The 20,643-nt window shown below is 65.6% G+C and carries 20 protein-coding genes; 12 read left to right on the top strand and 8 right to left on the bottom strand.

The genetic code is table 11. The features are described 5' to 3' along the window. Nucleotides 1-115: 115 nt before the first annotated feature. The 3 genes from hisA to hisB form a co-directional block, all read right to left on the bottom strand. On the bottom strand, nt 116-847 hold the full coding sequence (gene hisA / locus H7692_RS11215; RefSeq protein WP_222136913.1) for a 1-(5-phosphoribosyl)-5-[(5-phosphoribosylamino)methylideneamino]imidazole-4-carboxamide isomerase: 732 nt from the start codon (nt 845-847) through the stop codon (nt 116-118). A gap of 145 nt (nt 848-992) precedes the next feature. Further along, nucleotides 993-1,601 carry an imidazole glycerol phosphate synthase subunit HisH gene (gene hisH, locus H7692_RS11210; RefSeq protein WP_222136912.1) on the bottom strand — a complete coding sequence of 203 codons (609 nt, stop codon included), beginning with the start codon at nt 1,599-1,601 and terminating at the stop codon, nt 993-995. Between the two features lie 9 nt (nt 1,602-1,610). Continuing rightward, nucleotides 1,611-2,198, bottom strand: coding sequence for an imidazoleglycerol-phosphate dehydratase HisB (hisB, locus tag H7692_RS11205; protein ID WP_222136911.1), 588 nt, complete (start codon nt 2,196-2,198; stop codon nt 1,611-1,613). Nucleotides 2,199-2,282: 84 nt separating this feature from the next. Between hisB and H7692_RS11200 the strand changes: the two genes are divergently transcribed. Genes H7692_RS11200 through H7692_RS11185 form a run of 4 tightly spaced genes read left to right on the top strand, consistent with a single transcriptional unit; the run spans nt 2,283 to nt 4,883 of the window. Continuing rightward, entirely contained in the window at nt 2,283-2,765 is a 483-nt protein-coding gene (locus tag H7692_RS11200) for an SspB family protein (RefSeq protein WP_201928211.1), read from the top strand. A gap of 1 nt (nt 2,766) precedes the next feature. After that, nucleotides 2,767-3,081 carry a hypothetical protein gene (locus H7692_RS11195; protein ID WP_201928212.1) on the top strand — a complete coding sequence of 105 codons (315 nt, stop codon included), beginning with the start codon at nt 2,767-2,769 and terminating at the stop codon, nt 3,079-3,081. Beyond that, on the top strand, nt 3,078-4,493 hold the full coding sequence (fumC, locus tag H7692_RS11190) for a class II fumarate hydratase (protein ID WP_222136910.1): 1,416 nt from the start codon (nt 3,078-3,080) through the stop codon (nt 4,491-4,493). The genes H7692_RS11195 and fumC overlap by 4 nt, the downstream gene beginning before the upstream one ends. A 21-nt stretch (nt 4,494-4,514) precedes the next feature. Further along, nucleotides 4,515-4,883, top strand: a complete 369-nt coding sequence (locus H7692_RS11185; protein WP_222136909.1) for a hypothetical protein — start codon at nt 4,515-4,517, stop codon at nt 4,881-4,883. 7 nt (nt 4,884-4,890) lie between these two features. On the opposite strand, the gene H7692_RS11180 is transcribed toward H7692_RS11185, so the two are convergent. Continuing rightward, nucleotides 4,891-5,463 carry a DUF2585 domain-containing protein gene (locus H7692_RS11180; protein ID WP_222136908.1) on the bottom strand — a complete coding sequence of 191 codons (573 nt, stop codon included), beginning with the start codon at nt 5,461-5,463 and terminating at the stop codon, nt 4,891-4,893. Between the two features lie 51 nt (nt 5,464-5,514). On the opposite strand from H7692_RS11180, the gene gmk reads away from it, so the two are divergent. Continuing rightward, entirely contained in the window at nt 5,515-6,177 is a 663-nt protein-coding gene (gene gmk, locus H7692_RS11175; protein WP_201928216.1) for a guanylate kinase, read from the top strand. A gap of 2 nt (nt 6,178-6,179) precedes the next feature. Here the strand turns inward: gmk and H7692_RS11170 are convergent, their stop codons facing one another. The 4 genes from H7692_RS11170 to H7692_RS11155 all read right to left on the bottom strand — a co-directional run bounded on the left by H7692_RS11170 (nt 6,180) and on the right by H7692_RS11155 (nt 10,052). Next, a complete protein-coding gene (locus tag H7692_RS11170; protein ID WP_222136907.1) occupies nt 6,180-6,617 on the bottom strand; it encodes an acyl-CoA thioesterase in 438 nt (145 codons plus the stop codon). A gap of 55 nt (nt 6,618-6,672) precedes the next feature. Beyond that, entirely contained in the window at nt 6,673-7,455 is a 783-nt protein-coding gene (locus H7692_RS11165; protein ID WP_222136906.1) for an SDR family NAD(P)-dependent oxidoreductase, read from the bottom strand. Between the two features lie 120 nt (nt 7,456-7,575). Then, nucleotides 7,576-8,745, bottom strand: coding sequence for an acetyl-CoA C-acetyltransferase (locus H7692_RS11160; protein ID WP_222136905.1), 1,170 nt, complete (start codon nt 8,743-8,745; stop codon nt 7,576-7,578). 152 nt (nt 8,746-8,897) lie between these two features. Further along, nucleotides 8,898-10,052, bottom strand: coding sequence for an acyl-CoA dehydrogenase family protein (locus tag H7692_RS11155; RefSeq protein WP_222136904.1), 1,155 nt, complete (start codon nt 10,050-10,052; stop codon nt 8,898-8,900). A 230-nt stretch (nt 10,053-10,282) separates the two neighbouring features. Here H7692_RS11155 and H7692_RS11150 point away from each other — a divergent pair, with 230 nt between their 5' ends. The 7 genes from H7692_RS11150 to H7692_RS11120 all read left to right on the top strand — a co-directional run bounded on the left by H7692_RS11150 (nt 10,283) and on the right by H7692_RS11120 (nt 20,633). Next, complete coding sequence (locus tag H7692_RS11150) at nt 10,283-11,152, top strand: SMP-30/gluconolactonase/LRE family protein (RefSeq protein ID WP_222136903.1); 870 nt, start codon at nt 10,283-10,285, stop codon at nt 11,150-11,152. Nucleotides 11,153-11,459: 307 nt separating this feature from the next. Continuing rightward, complete coding sequence (locus H7692_RS11145) at nt 11,460-13,601, top strand: M3 family metallopeptidase (protein ID WP_227340186.1); 2,142 nt, start codon at nt 11,460-11,462, stop codon at nt 13,599-13,601. Nucleotides 13,602-13,915: 314 nt separating this feature from the next. Next, nucleotides 13,916-14,821, top strand: coding sequence for an SPFH domain-containing protein (locus H7692_RS11140; protein ID WP_201928223.1), 906 nt, complete (start codon nt 13,916-13,918; stop codon nt 14,819-14,821). Between the two features lie 109 nt (nt 14,822-14,930). Next, entirely contained in the window at nt 14,931-15,131 is a 201-nt protein-coding gene (locus tag H7692_RS11135) for a toxin-antitoxin system HicB family antitoxin (RefSeq protein WP_201928224.1), read from the top strand. Nucleotides 15,132-15,241: 110 nt separating this feature from the next. After that, the gene (rpe, locus tag H7692_RS11130) at nt 15,242-15,913 is read left to right on the top strand and encodes a ribulose-phosphate 3-epimerase (protein WP_201928225.1); all 672 of its coding nucleotides are present in this window, start codon (nt 15,242-15,244) and stop codon (nt 15,911-15,913) included. Between the two features lie 3 nt (nt 15,914-15,916). After that, the gene (locus H7692_RS11125; RefSeq protein WP_227340185.1) at nt 15,917-17,695 is read left to right on the top strand and encodes a heparinase II/III family protein; all 1,779 of its coding nucleotides are present in this window, start codon (nt 15,917-15,919) and stop codon (nt 17,693-17,695) included. 145 nt (nt 17,696-17,840) lie between these two features. Next, entirely contained in the window at nt 17,841-20,633 is a 2,793-nt protein-coding gene (locus H7692_RS11120; protein ID WP_227340184.1) for a TonB-dependent receptor, read from the top strand. The last annotated feature ends 10 nt before the right edge of the window (nt 20,634-20,643 follow it).

Genomic DNA, 20,643 nt, shown 5'->3' with positions numbered 1-20,643 from the left:
GGCACCGGCCTCTCGAGCCCGTTCGTGTCGAGCGAAGTCGAGACACCCCGAAGCAAAGCACCCAGCCAAGACGTGTCTCGACTGCGCGCGACACGAACGGACGAGGGGGTAATTCTCATTGCTGCCCCACCCTGATCGCCTCGGCCAGATCGAGCCGCCCGTCATAAAGCGCCCGCCCCGTAATCACCCCCTCGATGCCATCCGCGACATGCGGGCGCAGCGCGTGGATATCGTCGATCCCCGCAACCCCGCCGCTCGCGATCACCGGAATGTCGACCGCCTGCGCGAGCGCCACCGTCGCCTCGACATTGCACCCTTTGAGCAACCCGTCGCGCCCGACGTCGGTGAACAGCAGCGCCGCGACGCCCGCATCCTCGAACCGCCGCGCCAGATCCTCGACGCGCACGTCGGACACATCGGCCCAGCCCTCGGTCGCCACCATGCCATCGCGCGCGTCGACGCCGACGACGATCCGCCCCGGCAAATCGCGCGCCGCCGATCTGACGAAGTCGGGGTCCTTCAGCGCCGCGGTGCCGATAATCACGCGCTCGACGCCCAGCCCCAGCCAGCGGTCGACCCCCGTGCGGTCGCGGATGCCGCCGCCGACCTGCACCTTGCCCGGAAAGGCCGCGATGATGCTCTCGACCGCCGCGCCGTTGACGCTCGCGCCGGCAAAAGCGCCGTCGAGATCGACGACATGCAGGTGCGTCGCGCCCGCCGCGGCGAACAACCGCGCCTGCGCCGCCGGATCGTCGCCATAGACCGTCGCGCGGTCCATATCACCTTCGGCAAGCCGCACCACCTGCCCGCCCTTGAGGTCGATCGCGGGGAAAATCGTCAGGGTCATAACGCGTTCCTAAAGCCCCTCCCCTTCAGGGGAGGGGTTGGGGTGGGGGCTGGCGGGTTGGCGCAGGGTCTCTGGACCCCGCCCGCTGCGACTAGGCAGCCAGCTGCCAAGTCTCGCTGCCCTCCCCTGAAGGGGAGGGGGGATTCTAGGGCCGCCACGTCAAAAACCTTTCCAGCGTCGCCAGCCCATAGGCCTGGCTCTTTTCGGGGTGGAACTGGACACCGACGATCGTGTCTTTCGCCACCGCCGCGATGAAGGGTGCGCCATGGCTGCTCGTCGCGGCGACATCGGCCGCGTCGGCGAAATGATAGCCGTGAAGATAATAGGCCTCGCCCGCCGCGATCACCGGATGGTTGCCGACGGGGACGACATCGTTCCAGCCCATGTGGGGGACGCGCACCCCCGGCTGCGGCGCGAAAGCGCGCACTGTACCGCCGATCCAGCCGAGCCCGGGGTGGCGGCCATGCTCCTCGCCGGCATCGGCGAGCAGTTGCATCCCGACGCAGATGCCGAGGAAGGGGGCGCCCGCGCCGCGCACGCGCGCCTCCATCGCTTCGACCATGCCGGGAATGGCCGTCAGCCCGTTCATGCAGGCAGCGAAAGCGCCTACGCCGGGCAGGACGATCCGGTCGGCGCTCGCGACGATATCGGGGTCGGCGGTCACCGCGATATCGACCGCGCCCGCCGCGACGAGCGCATTGTGGACCGAGCGAAGATTGCCCGCGCCGTAGTCGATCAGGGCCAGGGCGCTCATCGGCTGGTCCTAAAGGACACCCTTGGTGCTCGGAATCGCATCGCCCTTGCGCGGGTCGATCTCGACCGCTTGCCGCAGCGCGCGCGCCAGCGCCTTGTACATGCTTTCGGCGATATGGTGGTTATTCTCGCCATAGAGCATTTCGATGTGCAGCGTGATGCCCGCCGCCTGGGCGAAACTGTGGAACCAGTGCGGGAACATCTCGGTATCCATCTCGCCGAGCCGCGGCTGCGAGAAGCTGGATTTATAGACGCAGTGCGGCCGCCCCGAAATATCGAGGACGCAGCGCGTGAGCGTTTCGTCCATCGGCGCATGCGCCTCGCCGTAGCGGGCGATGCCGCGCTTGTCGCCGAGCGCCTTCGCCACTGCTTCGCCCAGCGCGAGCGCCGAATCCTCGACCGTATGGTGCTGGTCGATGTGCAGGTCGCCCTTTACGTCCATCCTGATGTCGATGAGCGAGTGGCGCGACAATTGCTCGACCATATGGTCGAGAAAACCGATTCCGGTGGACACCGAATAATCGCCCGTGCCGTCGAGATTGACGGTGATCGCGATATCCGTTTCCTTGGTCGTGCGCTGGACGGTGGCGGTTCGCATGGCGCACCCCATAGCAGCGACGTTTCACGTTGCAAGGTGACTCTCCCCCTTGACCCTCGCCCGCGCGGCGTTCATCCCGCCCCCATGAGTGATGAAGTCCGCGACAGCCTGATTCCCTATGACGAGATCGTGCAGGACGCGCTGCGCGCCGTGGTCGGCCGCGTGCTGCGCCAGCTCGAGGGGCACGACAGCCTTCCCGGCGAGCATCATTTCTATATCACGTTCAAGACGCAGGCGCCCGGAGTCGATATTCCCGCGCATCTGGTCGCCAAATTTCCCGACGAGATGACGATCGTCCTCCAGAACCGTTTCTGGGACCTCAATGTCGGCGACGACCAGTTCAGCGTCGGCCTTTCGTTCAACCAGACGCCCTCGACGCTCGTCATTCCCTATGCCGCGATCACCGCCTTCGTCGATCCGTCGGTCGATTTCGGGCTGCAGTTCCAGGTCAGCGACGATGACGCCGACGAGCCCGAACCGCACGACGAAGCCGACAACGACCGTCCCGACGTCACGAGCGAGGACGGGTCGAACGTCGTGACGGTGGATTTCGGCAAGCGGAAATAGCGTGTCGGGCCCCCTCTGGCCCCCGAGCCGTTTCTGGCAATATTGGGCGCTCGCCGGCATGGCGGTGCTCACCGCGGCCTTCTGGTGGAGCGTCAGGGGCTATGCCATAATCGAAAGCGGCGTGCCGCGCGGACAGATTGCCGACGGGCTGCTCCGCTTCAGCCTGCTGATCCTCACGCCTGCGCTGCTGCTGACCTGGCTCGCCGCCGCATGGCTGCGCCGGCGCATCGGCGAGGGCGGCTATTGGCAATTTCTCGGCCTCGTCACGCTGATCTGGGCGGGCGCGGTGTTCGTCACGCGAATGCTGCTGTCGTGACCGGCACGCGCATCGAAAGCGACAGCATCGGCGAGATTGCCGTCCCCGCCGCCGCCTATTGGGGCGCGCAGACACAGCGGTCGATCGAGAATTTCCCCTTCGGCGCGCGCGAGGCGATGCCGGTCGAGATCGTCCATGCGCTCGCGCTGGTCAAACAGGCGGCGGCGCGCGTCAACCGCCGCCACGGCCTTGCCGCCGAAAAGGCCGACGCGATCGAAACCGCCGCGGCCGAGATCGCCGGGGGTCGCCACGACAGCCAGTTCCCGCTCGTCATCTGGCAGACGGGAAGCGGCACCCAGTCGAACATGAACGCCAACGAGGTGATCGCGGGCCGCGCGAACGAGCTGCTCACGGGCACGCGCGGCGGCAAGTCGCCGGTCCACCCCAATGACGACGTCAACCGCAGCCAGTCGTCGAACGACAGTTTTCCGACCGCGCTCCACATCGCCTGCTCGCTCGCTGCGACGCGGCGGCTGCTCCCCGCGCTCGCACGGCTGCGCGCGGCGGTCGAGGCCAAGGCCGAGGCATGGGCCGACATCGTCAAGATCGGCCGCACCCATTTGCAGGACGCGACCCCGCTGACGCTGGGGCAGGAATTTTCGGGCTATGCGAACCAGCTCTATCGCGCGGGGCGGCGGATCGAGCCCGCGATCGCCAACGGCACCGACCGGCTGGCACAGGGCGGCACCGCGGTCGGCACCGGACTCAACGCACCCGCGGGCTTTGCCGAAGAATTTTGCGCGGCGCTGCGCGAGATCACCGGCCACCGCTTCATTCCGGCCGAAAACAGTTTCGAGGCGCTCGCGTCGAACGACCCGCTCGTCAACCTGTCGGGGACGCTCAACACGCTTGCGGTCGCGCTGACCAAGATCGCCAACGACATCCGCCTTTTGGGTTCCGGCCCGCGCGCGGGGCTCGGCGAGCTCGACCTTCCCGCGAACGAGCCGGGCAGCTCGATCATGCCGGGCAAGGTCAACCCGACGCAATGCGAGATGCTGACGATGGTCGCGGCGCAGGTCATCGGCAATCACCAGGCCGTCACCGTCGGCGGGATGCAGGGGCATCTCGAACTCAATGTCTTCAAGCCGCTGATCGGCGCCAATGTGCTGCGCTCGATCGACCTGCTCGCGACGGGCATGGAAAGTTTCGCCGAACGCTGCGTCGAGGGCATTGAGCCCAATCGCGCGCGCATCGCCGAACTGGTCGACCGCTCGCTGATGCTCGTCACCGCGCTCGCGCCCGAAATCGGCTATGACAAGGCCGCGAAGATCGCCAAGCACGCGCACGACGAGGGAACGACGCTCAGGGAAGCGGCGCTCGCGCTCGGCTATGTCGATGCGGCGACCTTCGACCGAATCGTCGACCCGCGCGCGATGCTGGGGCCGGAACCCGATGCGCCCCCCGCGGATTGATAGGACAGAAGGAGGAACGACATGATCGGTCGGATCATAGGCGGACTGCTCGGACGGTCTATCGGGCGGCAGCACGGAAATCACCCCATCGCGGGCTCGATCATCGGCGCGGGTACGCTGATGGCGGCGCGGCGGCTGTTCCCGCAGCGCTACGCCCTGCTCGCAGCAACCGTCGCGGCGGGTTATCTGACGAAGAAATGGGCCGAGCGCGCCGAACAGCGCCGCGAGGCCGAGGCCGCGCACGCCGCCGACCCGTCGATCCGCCAGACCGATGTCGTCGATACCTATGCCGGCACCGATCACATCCTTTCGGACGGCGAGCAGATCGGCGACGCGCTGCCGCCCGCCATTCCGATTGGCACAAACGGCAAGCGTCCCGCGATTCACTGATCGGGCGTCAGTCGCCCGCCTGCCATTGCTTCACCGCCTCGACCGGCGCGACCAGCATCAGCACGTTGAGCGTCAGATTGTCGCGGATTGCCCACAATGTGAAAAGCTCGAACGCGAGTCCAATCGCCACCGTCGCCCACCAGCGCATCCGGCTGGCGGCAAGGAAGCCGAGCGTCATGAACAGCGTATCGCTCAGCGAATTGAGGATCGAATCGCCCGAATAGCCATAGGCCATCGTCACCTCGCGATAGCGGTCGATGATGACCGGCGAATTTTCCAGGATTTCCCACGCGCCCTCGACGGCGATCGCGACCGCGAGCGCCGCCCACAGCGGCGCGCGCGGCATCAGCAGGCGCGACAGGCCGAAAAAGATGAAGCCGTGGATGACATGGCTGAAGCTGTACCAGTCCGAAATCTGCTGGCTGTTCTGGTTCGACTGGACGGTGCCGTGCCACAGGCTGACGGTGCCGCACGGGCAGATTGGCGGACGTCCCATCGCGAACAATATCGCGCCGAGAAGCACGACCAGCGCCCCCGCGACCAGCCATCCTCGCGTCGTCCTGTCCGCCACACCCGCCATGCCCGCCCCCTTCGCGCTTGACCCGCGCCGTCACCCGCGCGAATAGCGCGCATGGCTGAAAGCGTCCACCTCGACCGCCGCGGCGTGCTCTTCGTCCTTTCCTCGCCCTCGGGCGCGGGGAAGACCACCATTTCCAGGAAGATGCTCGCCGCCGATCCCGACATCGCATTGTCGATTTCCGCGACGACGCGCCCGCCGCGCCCGGGAGAGGTCGACGGCAAGGATTATCATTTCGTCGATGTCGCAAGCTTCAAGAAAATGGCCGCCGACGGCGAGTTTCTCGAATGGGCGCATGTTTTCGGACACCGCTATGGCACGCCGCGCGCGCGCGTCGAGGAATTGCTCGATGCGGGCAAGGATGTGCTCTTCGACATCGACTGGCAGGGCGCGCAGCAGCTTTACCAGGAAGCCGGCCCCGACGTCGTGCGCGTCTTCGTCCTGCCGCCGACGATGGAGGAGCTCGAACGGCGTCTTCGCGCGCGCAAGACCGACAGCGACGAGGTGATCGCGGCGCGCATGGCGCGCGCGGCGAACGAAATCAGCCACTGGGACGGCTATGACTATGTGCTGATCAACGACGATGTCGACGCCTGCTATGGCGAGGTCGCCGCGATCCTGCGCGCCGAGCGGCTCAAGCGCCGCCGCCAGATCGGCCTGATCGGCTTCGCGCGCGACCTGATCCGCTCGGTGCCCGACGCCGATACGACGATCTAGGGTCAGCCCCCGAATTTCCACCGTTCGAGTTCGGCGCGGAAATCATCGCTGATCGGCTGCTTGCCGTCCTTCGACTGATAGACGATCGTCGAATCGCAGAGGCCGACGCAGCGCCCCGACTGCCACGCCGCCGACAATATCGTCCACGAACGATTGCCGATCGTGCCGATCCCGCTCGCGACCTCGATCGGGTCGGGGAAATGCCCTTCGGCCAGATAGTTGATCTCGACGCGGGCGATAAGCCAGCGGTCGCCCGGCACGCGGCGCTGGCGCTCGACCAGATTGTCGCGGTTGAAGCGCACGCGGCCATTCTCGAACAGGGCCGCCATCGCGACATTGTTGATATGGCCGAGCGGGTCGAGATCCTGGAAGCGTGTCTCGACGCTCGTCGAATAGGGATAGCTCGCAGGGTCGAGCCGCGCGGGGTCGAATTGGGGCATATCGTTCCTGATACCGCCGCCCCGGCGAAAGGGAAGCCGGGGCGGCTGAAACTCCTTAGCGCGGCGCCATGCGGATGCCGCCGTCGAGGCGGACATCCTCGCCGTTGAAATAGCCGTTCTCGATCATGCAGAGCGCGAGATTGGCATATTCGTCGGGGTTGCCGAGCCGCTTCGGGTTGAGCACAGACGCGGCGAGGCCGTCGCGGACATTCTGCGGCGCACCCGCGAGCAGCGGCGTGTCGAAAATGCCGGGCAGGATCGTGTTGACGCGGATATTCTCATTATTGAGGTCGCGCGCGATCGGGAGCGTCATGCCGACGACGCCGCCCTTCGACGCCGAATAGGCCGCCTGGCCGATCTGGCCGTCCTCGGCCGCGACGCTCGCGGTGTTGACGATCGCGCCGCGCTCGCCGTCGGCCATCGGGTCGAGCGTCATCATCCCCGCCGCCGACTTGGCGATGCAGCGGAAGGTGCCGACGAGGTTGATCTGGATGATCCAGTTGAAGGCATCGAGCGGGAAATGCTTGATGCTGCCGTCTTCCTTGCTGCGGCTGGCGGTCTTGATCGCATTGCCGGTGCCCGCGCAATTGACGAGGATGCGCTCCTGCCCGATCGCGGCGCGCGCCTTTTCAAAGGCGGCATCGACCGATGCGTCGTCGGTGACGTTGCACTCGCAGAACACGCCGCCGAGTTCCTCGGCGATGGCCTTGCCCTTTTCTTCCTGCAGGTCGAAAATCGCGACCTTCACGCCCTTCGCCGCAAGCGCGCGCGCGGTCGCGGCGCCGAGGCCCGAAGCGCCGCCGGTGACGACGGCCGATACGGTTGAGTCGAGTTTCATTCTATTGTTCCTTCCCTGAATTAACTGCGTGTTCCGGCGAAAGCCGGAACCCAGGGCTGGAACAGCCGACGCTTGCGTCAGGCCGCCCTGGGCTCCGGCTTCCGCCGGAGCACAAGATCGTTACAGCCGCTCGACGATGGTCACATTGGCCTGACCGCCGCCTTCGCACATCGTTTGCAAGCCATATTTGCCACCGGTCGCTTCAAGCACGCCAAGCAAGGTTGCCATCAGCTTCGTGCCGCTCGCGCCGAGCGGGTGGCCGAGCGCGATCGCGCCGCCATGCTGGTTCAAACGAGCATGGTCGCCGCCAAGATATTTCATCCACGCAAGCGGCACCGGCGCGAACGCCTCGTTGACCTCATAGGCGTCGATGTCCTCAATCTTCATTCCCGCCTTCTTGAGCGCCTTTTCGGTCGCGAACAGCGGTTCTTCGAGCATGATGACGGGGTCGCCCGCGGTCACCGAAATATGGTGGATGCGCGCGCGCGGCGTCAGGCCGTGATCCTTGAGCGCCTGTTCGGAAACGATCAGCGCGGCCGAGGCGCCGTCGCAGATCTGGCTCGACGACGCGGCGGTGATCGACCCGCCCTCCTGCAGCAGCTTGACCCCGGCAATGCCCTCGAGCGTCGCGTCGAAGCGGATGCCCTCGTCGACATCATGGACGAACTTGCCTTCTGGCGTTTCGACCTCGATCCCGATGATTTCCTTCTTGAAGCGCCCGGCCTCGGTCGCCGCCTTGGCGCGGCGATGGCTTTCGAGCGCAAAAGCGTCGAGGTCGTCCTTGGTGAAGCCGTGCTTCTGGACGATCATCTCGGCGCCCATGAACTGGCTGAACATGATGCCGGGATATTTTTCCTCGAGCCGGGGCGATTTATAATTGCCCATGCCTTCCTTCATATAGAGCATCGCGGTCGAGCCCATCGGCACGCGCGTCATGCTTTCGATGCCGCTCGCGAGCACGATGTCCTGCGTTCCCGACATCACCGCCTGCGCCGCAAACATCATCGCCTGCTGCGACGACCCGCACTGGCGGTCGATGGTGACCGCGGGAATCGAATCGGGCAGCTTCGACGCGAGCACGGCGTTGCGGCCGACGTCCATCGTCTGCTCGCCGCCCTGCATCACGCAGCCGGTGATGACATCGTCGATGGCGCTGGCATCGAAGTCGTTACGGTCGGCTATCGCGTCATAGACGGCGGCGCCAAGATCGACGGGGTGGACGCCGGCGAGCTTGCCGCCGCGCTTGCCGCCGGCGGTGCGGACGGCGTCGACAATATAGGCTGTGGCCATGGGGGAGTTCCTTTCTGCATCCCCCTCCCGCAGGCGGGAGGGGTTAGGGGTGGGCGCGGGCGGAGCGAGCTTCGGGGGGTGAAGAAACCCACCCCGCTGCGACTAGGGAGCAAGCTCCCAAGTCTCGCTGCCCCTTCCGCTTGCGGGAGGGGCTATAATTTCCGCCCAATCAATTCCTTCATGATCTCGTTCGTGCCGCCGAAGATGCGCGTCACGCGGGCGCCGCGCCACATGCGCGCGATCGGATATTCGTTCATATAGCCCGCGCCGCCGTGGAGCTGGAGGCATTTGTCCATCACCTCCCACTGGAGGTCGGTGTGCCACAGCTTCGCCGCCGCGCCCTCTTCGGGGGTCAGTTCCTTCTTCAGGTGCCGCGCGAGCGCCCAGTCAAGGTGCGCCCAGCCGACCTGCAACTTGGCCTTGAGGTCGGCGAGCACGAAGCGCGTGTTCTGGAAATCGAGCAAGGGCTTGCCGAACACCATGCGGTCGCGCGCGAAACCGACCGTCTCGTCGAACGCCTTTTGCGTCGAGGCCATCGCCGAAACCGCGATCGACAGCCGCTCCTGCGGCAACTCGCTCATCAGATAGATGAAGCCCTTGCCCTCTTCGCCAAGGCAGTTGGTGATCGGGACGCGCACATCCTCGAAGAACAGCTCGGACGTGTCGGCCTCGTCCATCCCGATCTTGTCGAGGTTGCGTCCGCGTTTGAAACCTTCGCGGTCGGCCTCGACGAGCACGATCGACATGCCCTTCCACGCCGGCTCGATCTCGGTGTCAGTCTTGACGCAAACGAGGATCAGGTCGGCGTTCTGGCCGTTGGTGATATAGGTTTTCGAGCCCGAAATGACATAATGGTTGCCATCCTTCTTCGCGGTCGTGCGCATCCCCTGAAGGTCGCTGCCGGTGCCCGGCTCGGTCATCGCGATGGCGGTGATGGTCTCGCCCGAGATCATCCGCGGCAGCCAGTGCTTCTTCTGCTCCTCGCTGCCATAACGGATGATATAATTGGCGACGATGTCCGACTGGAGCGAAAAGCCCGTCGCCGCGCCGCCATAATAGCTGCTTTCCTCGTCGACGATGGCATTATAGCCGAAATCGAGGCCGAGCCCGCCATATTCTTCGGGCACCGTCGGACAGAGCATGCCGAGTTCGCCCGCCTTGGGCCAGATCGACTTGGGAACGATGCCCTCTTCCTGCCATTTGGCGGCGTTCGGCGCGACCTCCTTCTGCAGGAATTGGCGCACCGTGGCGCGAAAGGCTTCATGATCGTCGGTATAGACCGAACGCGGCACATCATCGAGCGACATCGCTATCCTTTCCCTGTCGGCGCCCGGTCCATCGACGCGACCGGCGCGCGCCCATCGCCCGCCTCGCGAGAGTCGGGCCTCGGCGTCAGTGGACCTTACGTTTACGTCCACGTCAAGTATAAATGCCGTTACGGCGCGAAACTCCTTCGCCGATGGCGGCAAGCGTCGAATAGGTTTGCGGCGCATCGTCGCTGCTGGGCATCGGCGCGGTGGCGCGCTAAGACCCGCACATGGTCGAACTTGTCCTCGATGCCGGCGCGCTGCTCGGCGAATCGCCCCGCTGGAGCGCCGCCGAGGCGCGTCTTTATTGGGTCGACATCGACTCCTTTCGCATCCACCGCACCGATCCCGCCACCGGCACCGACGAGGTGATGCAGCTCGACCAGCCTGTCGGCTGCGTCGTGCTGCGCGCGGGCGGGGGTCTTGTGGCGGCGATGCAGGATCATTGCGCGCTGATCGACGCATGGGGCGCGACCCCGCGCGCCTTCGGTCCCGACATCCTCGCCGACAAGTCCGAACAGCGCTTCAACGACGGCTGCGTCGACGCCGCGGGGCGGCTTTGGGTCGGCAGCCTGACGAGCGACAAGGCGAACCCGCAGGCGACGCTCTACCGCCTCGACCCCGACGGGGCGCTGACGACGATTTTCGGCGGGTTGACGACGAGCAACGGCGCGGCCTTCAGTCCCGACGGCCGCATCTTTTACCACGCCGACACGCCGACGCACCGAATCGACGCCTGGGATCATGACCCCGAAACGGGCGCAATCGGCGGCAAGCGAACCTTTCACCAGTTCGAACAGGGCAATGGCCGCCCCGACGGCGCCGCCGTCGATGCCGAGGGCAGCTACTGGTCGGCGCTGTGGGACGGCTGGCGCGTCGTCCGCCTGTCGCCCGCGGGCGAGCTGCTGCAGACCGTCGATCTGCCCGTCCAGCGCCCGACGATGATCGCCTTTGGCGGCGACGATCTTTGCACGGCCTTCGTCACCAGCGCGGGCAAGAACCTGACCGACGCCGAACGCGCTGCGCAGCCGCATGCCGGCGGCGTCTTTTCCTTCCGCGTCGATGTGCCGGGAATGCCGCAGCCGATGTTTGGCGGCTGAGCGACGCGCGCACCATTTGACGGTTCGTCCTGAGGAGGGACTGGGCCCGGCGAAGTCCCGCCTCAAAGGACTGCGCGCCCCGCCTGGCCTTCGAGTTGCCCTTTCGACAGGCTCAATGGCTCCTCAGGCAGAGCGGAGGATGGGGTGTTCAACACCGTTGACACACCCATCTTGCACGCCGCTGTCATATGAGGTTAAGACGCCTCCCGATATGGTTTCGTCCGAAACCTGTTAAATTCCGGGAGAATGATGAATGTCGCGCTTTGCGCCCCCTGCCCCACGTACAAATTCCACCCGCCGCCTGGCGATGCTGCTGGCATCATCGGCGCTGTTCATGGGTTATAGTTCGATGACGCTCGCTGCCGAAACCGCCGCCCCCGCCGCTGCCAGGGCCGAAACCAACCCGCTGCTCGCCGAATGGACGGGCCCCTATGAAGGGGTGCCGCCGTGGGACAAGCTCGACCCCGAACTGTTTCCCGAGGCATTCGAAAAGGCGATGGCCGAATATAAGGCCGAAGTTCAGGCGGTGATCGACAATCCCGCCGCGCCGACCTTTGAAAACACGCATGTCCCCGTGATGCTCGCCGGCGACCGGCTCGACCGGGTCAATGCGCTCTGGGGCGTTCAGACCTCGAACAAGTCGAACAGTCGCGTCGAGGAGCTCGACGCCGAATGGAGCCCGAAGCTCACCAAGTTCGACACCGAGCTCTTCCTCGATCCCAAGCTGTTCGCGCGGTACAAGGCTGTCTATGACCACCGCCACCACAGCGGGCTCGACGCGCAGCAGATCCGTATCGTCGAACGCGCCTATGACCGCATGGTCCGCAACGGCGCGAATCTCTCCGAAGCCGACAAGGCGAAGCTCGTCGATATGAACTCGAAGCTCGAAGGGCTGTTTTCGAACTTCTCGTCGAAGCTCCTCGCCGACGAACGGCTCTATACCTTCGTCACCGACAAGGCGGAACTCGACGGGCTCGAGCCCGGCTTTATCGCGTCGCTCGCCGCGGCCGCCGAAGCGCAGGGCAAGCCGGGCCAGTGGGCGATCAAGAATACGCGCTCGTCGGCGCAGCCGGTGATGCAGAATGCGACCAACCGCGCCCTGCGCGAAAAAGTGTGGCGCGCCTTCGTGAACCGCGGCGACAATGGCGACGCCAACGACACCAATGCGACGATCGCCGAAATATTGAAGCTGCGCCAGCAGCGCGCCGAACTGCTCGGTTTCCCGACGCACGCCCATTATCGCATGGCCGACACGATGGCGAAGACGCCCGAAAATGCGATGGCGCTGATGATGAAGGTCTGGCCGGGCGCCGTCGCGCGCGTCAAGGAAGAGGTCGCCGACATGCAGGCGATTGCCGATGCCGAGGCAAAGGCCGGCAAGGGTCCGAAAATCACCATCGAACCGTGGGACTATCGCTATTATGCCGAAAAGGTCCGCAAGGCGAAATACGACCTCGATGAAAGCGAGGTGAAGCCCTATTTCCAGCTCGACAAGCTCGTCGACGGCATGTTCTGGGCCGCGGGGCAGCTTTACGACCTCGGCTTCAAGGAAAACACCGGCACCATCCCTGTCTTCGATCCCAAGGTGCGGACCTTCGAGGTCTATAACCTCAAGACGAACGAGAATGTCGGCGTCTTCTACCTCGACAATTTCGCGCGCGACGGCAAGCGCTCCGGCGCGTGGATGACGACCTATCGCAGCCAGCAGACGCTGGGCGGCGAACGCAATGTGCTCGCGTCGAACAACAATAATTTCACCGAGGCGGCGAAGGGCGAACCGACGCTGATCAGCATCGACGACGCGTCGACGCTGTTCCACGAATTCGGCCACGGCATCCATTACCTGCTGCAGCAGGTCCATTATCCCGCGCTCGGGCGGGTGCCGCGCGACTTCGTCGAATATCCGAGCCAGGTGAACGAGAATTGGCTGATGACGCCCGAAGTGCTGTCGAAATTCGCGACGCACTACAAGACGGGCGAGCCGATCCCGCAGGCGCTGGTCGACAAGATCCTCGCGTCGAACAAGTTCAACCAGGGCTTTGCCACGGTCGAATATCTGGGCAGCGCGATCGTCGACATGAAGCTGCACAACCGCACGACCCCGCCGACCGACGTCGACAGGTTCGAGCGCGAGACGCTCGCCGAAATCGGCATGCCGAATGAAATCGTGATGCGGCACCGGCTGCCGCAGTTCGGCCATCTGTTCAGCTCGGACGCCTATTCGGCGGGCTATTACAGCTACCTCTGGTCCGAAACGATGGACGCCGACACCTGGGCGGCGTTCACCGAAGCGGGCGGCCCGTGGGACCGCGGCGTCGCCGACAAGTTCCGCACGATCCTGTTGATGACGGGCAACGAGACCGACCGCGCCGACGCCTATCGCGCCTTCCGCGGCCGCGATCCCGACGTGAAGGCGCTGCTCGAAAAGCGCGGCTTCCCGACCGAGTAACAAGCGACCGACGATCAAGGCAAAGGGGGCTTCGGCCCCCTTTGTTCTGGACGCGTGCGGAGCGAGCCCGCGCCTTCGTCCGGGATGATGCCGGCTGGACGCGACCAAAAAGTGACATTCACAGTATCGTCACCCCGGACTTGATCCGGGGTCCCGCTTCTATGGCGCCGCTGAGCGGGACCCCGGGTCAAGCCCGGGGTGACGAGGGTTTTATTGAATGTCCACTCCCCACCCCAAACCCGCCCTCTTCGATTCCGCTTGACCGCCGCTACATCCGATATAAATATGATATCATCTTTATATCGGAGGGCGTGATGAGTGATTCGACTGGAGCGGCGGGCCTGAACCCCACCCGCGAAGTGCGTGCCGCAACCGCAAGCGGCTATGCGATGCTGTTCCTGTGGCTTGTGCTGCTGGTCGTCGCGCTATGGGCGGGCATCAGCAACGCCAATTCCGAGGTGATGGTCGCGTGGAAGTGGGTTCTGGTCGTCGTGGCGGCGGTCATCGGCACGCTGATCCTCGCCGGCTTCTACCTCATCAATCCCAATGAGGCCGCGGCGATCCAGCTCTTCGGCAGCTACAAGGGCACCGACCGCACGCCGGGGCTGCGCTGGGTGCTGCCCTGGCTCACGCGCAAGAAGATCGCGGTGCGTGCGAACAACATCATTTCGGAAAAGATCAAGGTCAACGACCTGCGCGGCAACCCCATTGAGATGGCGGCGCAGGTCGTCTGGCGCGTCACCGACACCGCGCAGGCGCTGTTCGACGTCGACGATTACAAGGAGTTCGTGATCGCGCAGATCGAGGCCGCGGTGCGCTCGATCGGTTCGCGCTACCCCTATGACGATATCGAGCATGAGGAAATCACGCTGCGCGGCAATCATGAAGAGGTCGGCGGCGAACTGCGCAAGGCGCTGATCGAGCGGCTGGCCGTCGCGGGGATCACCGTCGACGAATGCGGGCTCACCCACCTCGCCTATGCGCAGGAAATCGCCGGCGCGATGCTCCGCCGCCAGCAGGCCGAGGCCGTCATCAGCGCGCGCCGCAAGCTCGTCGAGGGTGCGGTCGGGATGGTCGAAATGGCGCTCGAACAATTGAGCGCCAAGGACGTCGTCCATCTCGACGACGAACGCCGCGCGGCGATGGTGTCGAACCTGATGGTCGTGCTGTGCAGCGAACGCGACACGCATCCGGTGGTCAACGCCGGTTCGCTCTATTGACGTGAACAATCCCGTTCGTGTCGAGCGAAGTCGAGACACGCCATAGCGGCGCACCGCGCCCCGGCATCTCGACGTCGCCCGATGCGAGCGGGGATTAAGGTTGGTCCCAATGCCCGCTCCGCCCAAGAAAGCCTTTGCCCTTCGCGTCGATCCCGCGCTCTATGCGGCGATCGAGCGGATGGCCGCGGTCGACCTGCGCAGCGCCAATGCCGAGATCGAGGTGCTGCTGCGCGAGGCGCTCGCGCGGCGCGGGGTGAAGGTCGAACCGCCCAAACCGCCGCGGCGCGGACGCCCGCCGAAACAGGGGTGAGCAGCATCGCCGCACCCGCGGCCCCGGCTGTCCACCGCTTTTTTCGCGCATCGCCGCTCGACGCCGTCCGCCCGCTTGCCCCGCAATGCCTTGATGGCTAAGGCCGGAACATGACCTCCTCCGCACCGTCCGTCCGCATTGCCCCCTCGATCCTCAGCGCCGATTTCGCCGCATTGGGGCAGGAAGTGCGCGCGATCGAGGCCGCGGGTGCCGACTGGGTGCATATCGACGTGATGGACGGCCATTTCGTGCCGAATCTGACGATCGGCCCCGGCGTCGTGAAGGCGCTGCGTCCGCACAGCAAGCTGCCCTTCGACGTCCATCTGATGATCTCGCCGGTCGATCATTTCCTCGACGCCTTTGCCGAAGCGGGCGCCGACATCATCACCGTCCACCCCGAGGCGGGGCCGCACGTCCATCGCACCGTCCAGCACATCAAGTCGCTCGGCAAGCAGGCGGGAATCTCGCTCAATCCCGCGACCCCGGCGAAGATGCTCGATTATCTGATCGACGATATCGACCTCGTCCTCGTGATGAGCGTCAACCCGGGCTTCGGCGGCCAGAGCTTCATCTCGAGCCAGCTCCGCAAGATCGAGGCGGTGCGCAAGATGATCGACAAGTCGGGCCGCGACATCCGGCTCGAGGTCGACGGCGGCATCGACGCCGGAACCGCGCCGCAGGCTATCGCCGCGGGCGCCGACGTGCTCGTCGCCGGGACCGCGACCTTCCGCGGCGGTCCCGACGCCTATGCCGACAATATCCGGCGCCTGCGCGGAGCCTGAGCGATGGAGGGGAGACCGCTGACTGCCGCCCCTCTCGACCCGGTCCCCGAAACGGGCGCCGACACGCCGCCGCTCGACGACACGATCGAGCCCGGCAAGCGGCTCATCCGTCTCCCCGCCGACAAGGGGCTGTCGCTCGGTGAGCGCATCGCCAACCATATCACGCGGCTGACGTGGCGCACGCCGCTCCACGCCTTGCGCCTGAAGGGGCGCTTCCCGCTCAAGCTGCTCGGCGTTCCGCTCGACCCGATTCCCGGCGACATGCGCGCGGGCACCGCGATCCGCGCGGGGCATTTCCTCCATCGCGGGCTGCGTCTCGGGCTCGGCGACCTCGACTTTTCCGCGCTCAACGTCGCCCCCGCCTTCGCCGATTATCTCCACAGCTTCGCCTGGCTGCGCGACCTGTCGGCGAGCGCGACGCGCGCCGACGGCGCCCCGATCGCCGAGGCCGTGGTGCGCCACTGGCTCGGCGTCCACGGCGAAACGGTGGGCGAGCCCGCGTGGCGCGCCGACAACACCGGCTGGCGCATCCTCTTCTGGGCGAGCCACGCCCCGCTGATCCTGTCGTCGAGCGACCTCGTCTATCGCTCGGCGGTGCTCAACCATCTCGCGCGCGCGGCGCGCCATCTCGACCGCGTCGCCGACAAGACGCAGCCCGGCACCGGCCAGATGGTCGCATGGGTCGGCATCGTCGCCGCGTCGCTGCTGATGCCCGGCGGCGAGCCGCGGCAGGTGTTCGGCGAGGCGGGGCTGCGCAAGGTCCTCGAAACCAGCTTCTACGCCGACGGCGGCAATATCGCGCGCTCGCCGCAGGCGCAGCTCGATGCGGTGATGGCGCTGTCGATGCTCGCGCAGGTCTATGAGATGCGCCGGATGGAGGTGCCGCCCTTCGTGCAGGAAGTGCTCGCACGCGCCGTCCCGGCACTGCTCGGCCTCCTCCACGCCGACGGCGGGATGGGAAGCTGGCAGGGCAGCGGCGCGACGAACGCGGCGCATGTCGAGGCGATCGTCGCCGCGAGCGGCGTGCGCACGCGGCCGCTCAAACAGGCGCGCGACTGGGGCTATCAGCGCCTCGTCGCGAACAAGGTCGTGCTGCTCGCCGACGCGGCGCCGCCCCCCATCGCGCGCGTGACCGAGGCGGGTTGCGCCTCGACCCTCGCCTTCGAACTTTCGGACGGCGACGAGCGGATCGTCGTCAATTGCGGCGGCGCGGCGCTGACCGGCGCGACGATCCCTGCCGATCTCGCGCGCGGGCTGCGCACCACCGCCGCGCATTCGACCCTGACGATTTCCGACAGCAATTCGACCGCGATCCTGCCCAATGGCTCGCTCGGCAAGGGCGTGACCGAGGTCGAGCTCGACCGGCAGGAAACGCCGCAGGGCAGCCGCCTCGAAATGAGTCACGACGGCTATGCGCGCCGCCACGGCCTCATTCACCGCCGCCTGCTCATCCTGTCGCCCAACGGGCGCGAGCTGCGCGGCGAGGACATGCTCCTCCCCGCCCCGCGCAGCCGCCGCAAGGGCGACAAGAGTTTCACGCTGCGCTTCCACCTCGGCCGCAACATCGAGGCGAGCCTCACCGCCGACAATCTCGGCGCGCTCCTTCGGATCACCGACGGCGCGCTCTGGCAGTTCCGTACCTCCGACGGCGCACTGGCGATCGAGGAAAGCCTGTGGGTCGACGGCGACGGCCGCCCGCACCCGACCGAGCAACTCGTCGTCACCGGTACCACCCCGCCGGGCGGCGCGAGCATCGGCTGGATCTTCAAGCACGTCGGCTGACGCGTCGGCACTGTTGCCCCCAACCACCTATGTTACACAGGTGTGACACCGGTGTAACACAGCGGTCATTCCCCGCTGCCAATGCCGCCCCGAATCGCCGGGAGCAAATCTGTCCCGGCGAGCTTCACGCTCTTCGGGGGACCTCATGCACCAGCTTCGCTCAATCCGTTCGCGCATCCTGCTCGGCACCTGCCTTTCGCTCGCCGCCGCGCTTCCCGGCGCCGCCATCGCGTCCGACCTTGTCGGCACCGTTTCCGACGCCACCGACACGCGCGCGCTACAGAGCGCGCAGGTCCGCCTCGTCGAGCTTGGCCGCACGGCAGAGGCCGACCGCGACGGCAGCTTCCGCTTCAGCGACGTTCCCGCAGGCACCTACACGCTCGAGGCGCGCTATGTCGGCGCCGCGCCGGTGACGCGCACGGTCGAGGTTCCGGCGAGCGGGACGGTCACCGCCAACCTCGTCCTCGGCACCGACGGGTCGATCCTCGTCATCGGCCAGGCGGCCAACCTGTCGAGCAGCCTGTCGCGCCAGCGCGCCGCCGACGGCGTCGAAAGCGTGCTCACGCGCGACGGCATCGGCCAGTTTCCCGACCAGAATGTCGCCGAATCGCTCCGCCGCCTTCCCGGCGTCAACATCCTCGACGACCAGGGCGAGGGCCGTTTCGTGTCGATCCGCGGCCTCGACCCCGAACTCAACGCGGCGTCGGTCAACGGCGTGCGGCTCCCCGCTCCCGAAAGCGATGTCCGCTCGGTCGCGCTCGACGTGATTTCCAGCGACATCATCGAATCGATCGAGGTCAAGAAATCGCTGACCCCCGACATGGACGCCGACACGATCGGCGCGTCGATCGAGATCCGCACGACGAGCGCCTTCGACCGCAAGAAGGACCTCCTCGTGGTCAAGGCCGAAGGCAGCTACAACGACCTGACCGAAAGCGTGTCGCCCAAGGGCAGCTTCGATTTCTCGAAAAAGCTCGGCGACAATGTCGGCGTCGCGGGCGGCGTCAGCTATTACAAGCGCAAGTTCGCGACCAACAATCAGGAAATGGACGGCTGGGACGAAGACGACGGCCTCGTCTATGCCGACACCGTCGAATATCGCGACTATGACGTCGAGCGCGAGCGGATCAGCGCATCGCTTTCGTTCGACTTCCGCGTCGGCGACACCACCACCCTCTATGCGCGCGGCCTCTACAGCCAGTTCGACGACCAGGAATATCGCCGCCGCCTGACCTTCGAGATGGACGAAGCGCCGAGCGCGGGCGACGCGAACGGCGTCAGCTTCGACGCCGACGACGGCGAGATTTCGGTCCAGCGCGACCTCAAGGACCGTTTCGAGCGCCAGCGCATCCGCAGCCTCGTCTTCGGCGGCGAAACCGACAGCGGTCCGTGGAATCTCAAATATTCGGCGAGCTGGGCGAAATCGAGCGAGAAGGAAGCCGGCTCGATCGACCCCGTCGTCTATGAGCGCGTGTTCGAGGATGGCGACGGCTTCGGCGTCGATTTCGATTATCGCCGCGACAGGATCGTCCCCTATGCGATCACCTCGGGCGTCGCGGCCTTCCTCGATCCGTCCGAATATGAACTCGACAAGGTCGAACTGACGACGCTGTCCGATGCGCGCGACCGCGAATATGCGCTGAAGGCCGATATCGCGCGCAGCTTTGCGATGCAGGACGGCGCGTTCACGCTGCAATTCGGAACCAAGGCGCGCTGGCGCAAGAAAAGCTACAACGCCGACCTTGAGGTTTATGAATGGGACGGCGCCGACGACCTGACGCTCGACATGCACGACCTGCTCGGGCCGCATGATTATGACCTCGCCGCTATCGAACCGATGCTCGCGAAGAAGAAGTTCCGCCCCTTCTTCTTCCAGAATATCGGCAGCTTCGAACTCGACGACGGCGACACGTTCGAGGAATCCGAAGTTGCCGACTTCATGGTCAAGGAAGATGTGCTCGCGGGCTATGCGCTCGGCCGCTGGGACAGCGACACGCTGCGCATCATCGGCGGCGTCCGCGTCGAGCAGACGAAGAACGACATTCGCGGCAAGGAGGTCATCCTCGACGACGAAACCGTGACGCCGCTGCGCTTCACGCGCAAATATACCGATTGGCTGCCCAGCCTGACCTTCCGCTTCGAGCCGCAGCAGAACCTCGTCCTGCGCGCCGCGGGATACCGCAGCCTCGTGCGGCCCAAACTGTCGAAACTCGCCCCCAACGTGATCATCGACGATGACGAGGGCGAGGCCGGCAACCCTTTCCTCAAGCCCTATCGCGCGTGGAACGCCGACCTGTCGGCCGAATATTATTTCGGGCGCAATGCCGCGGTCTCGGCGGGCTTCTTCTGGAAGGACATCAAGGATTATATCGTCGATGTCACCGAATTCGACACGAGCTACAACGGCATCGACCTCGACGAGCTGACGACCGCGATCAACGGCGAAAGCGCCGAGATCAAGGGCTTCGAGTTCAGCTACAGCCAGCAGATGAGCTTCCTGCCCGCGCCGTTCGACGGGCTGCTCGCGCAGTTCAACTATACCTACACCGACGCCAAGGGCACGCTCGTCAGCTACGACGGCGACGATCAGCCCTATCTGCGCACCATCGCGCTTCCCGCATCGTCGAAACACACGTTCAACGCGGTGCTCGGTTATGAAAAGGGGCCCGTCTCGCTGCGCGTTGCCGGCACCTATCGCGACAAATATCTCGACGAAGCCGGCGGCGCCGCCAACGAAGACCGCATCGTCGCCGACCAGTTCAAGCTCGACCTGTCGGCGAAATTCCGCATCACGCCGGGCGTGCGCATCTTTGCCGAATGGGTCAATGTGACCGACGCGCCCTATTTCGCCTATCAGCAGTTCGAAGGCCGCCGTCGCCTGCTGCAATATGAAGATTATAGCTGGACTGCCAAATTCGGCGTGTCGGCGAACTTCTAAAGTCAGGGGA

This window comes from Sphingopyxis sp. P8 (genome assembly GCF_020622175.1).
Classification (GTDB): Bacteria; Pseudomonadota; Alphaproteobacteria; order Sphingomonadales; family Sphingomonadaceae; genus Sphingopyxis; species Sphingopyxis jiangsuensis.
The sequence above is the reverse complement of the archived record's forward strand: the minus strand, read 5'-3'. Positions and strand labels throughout refer to the sequence as shown.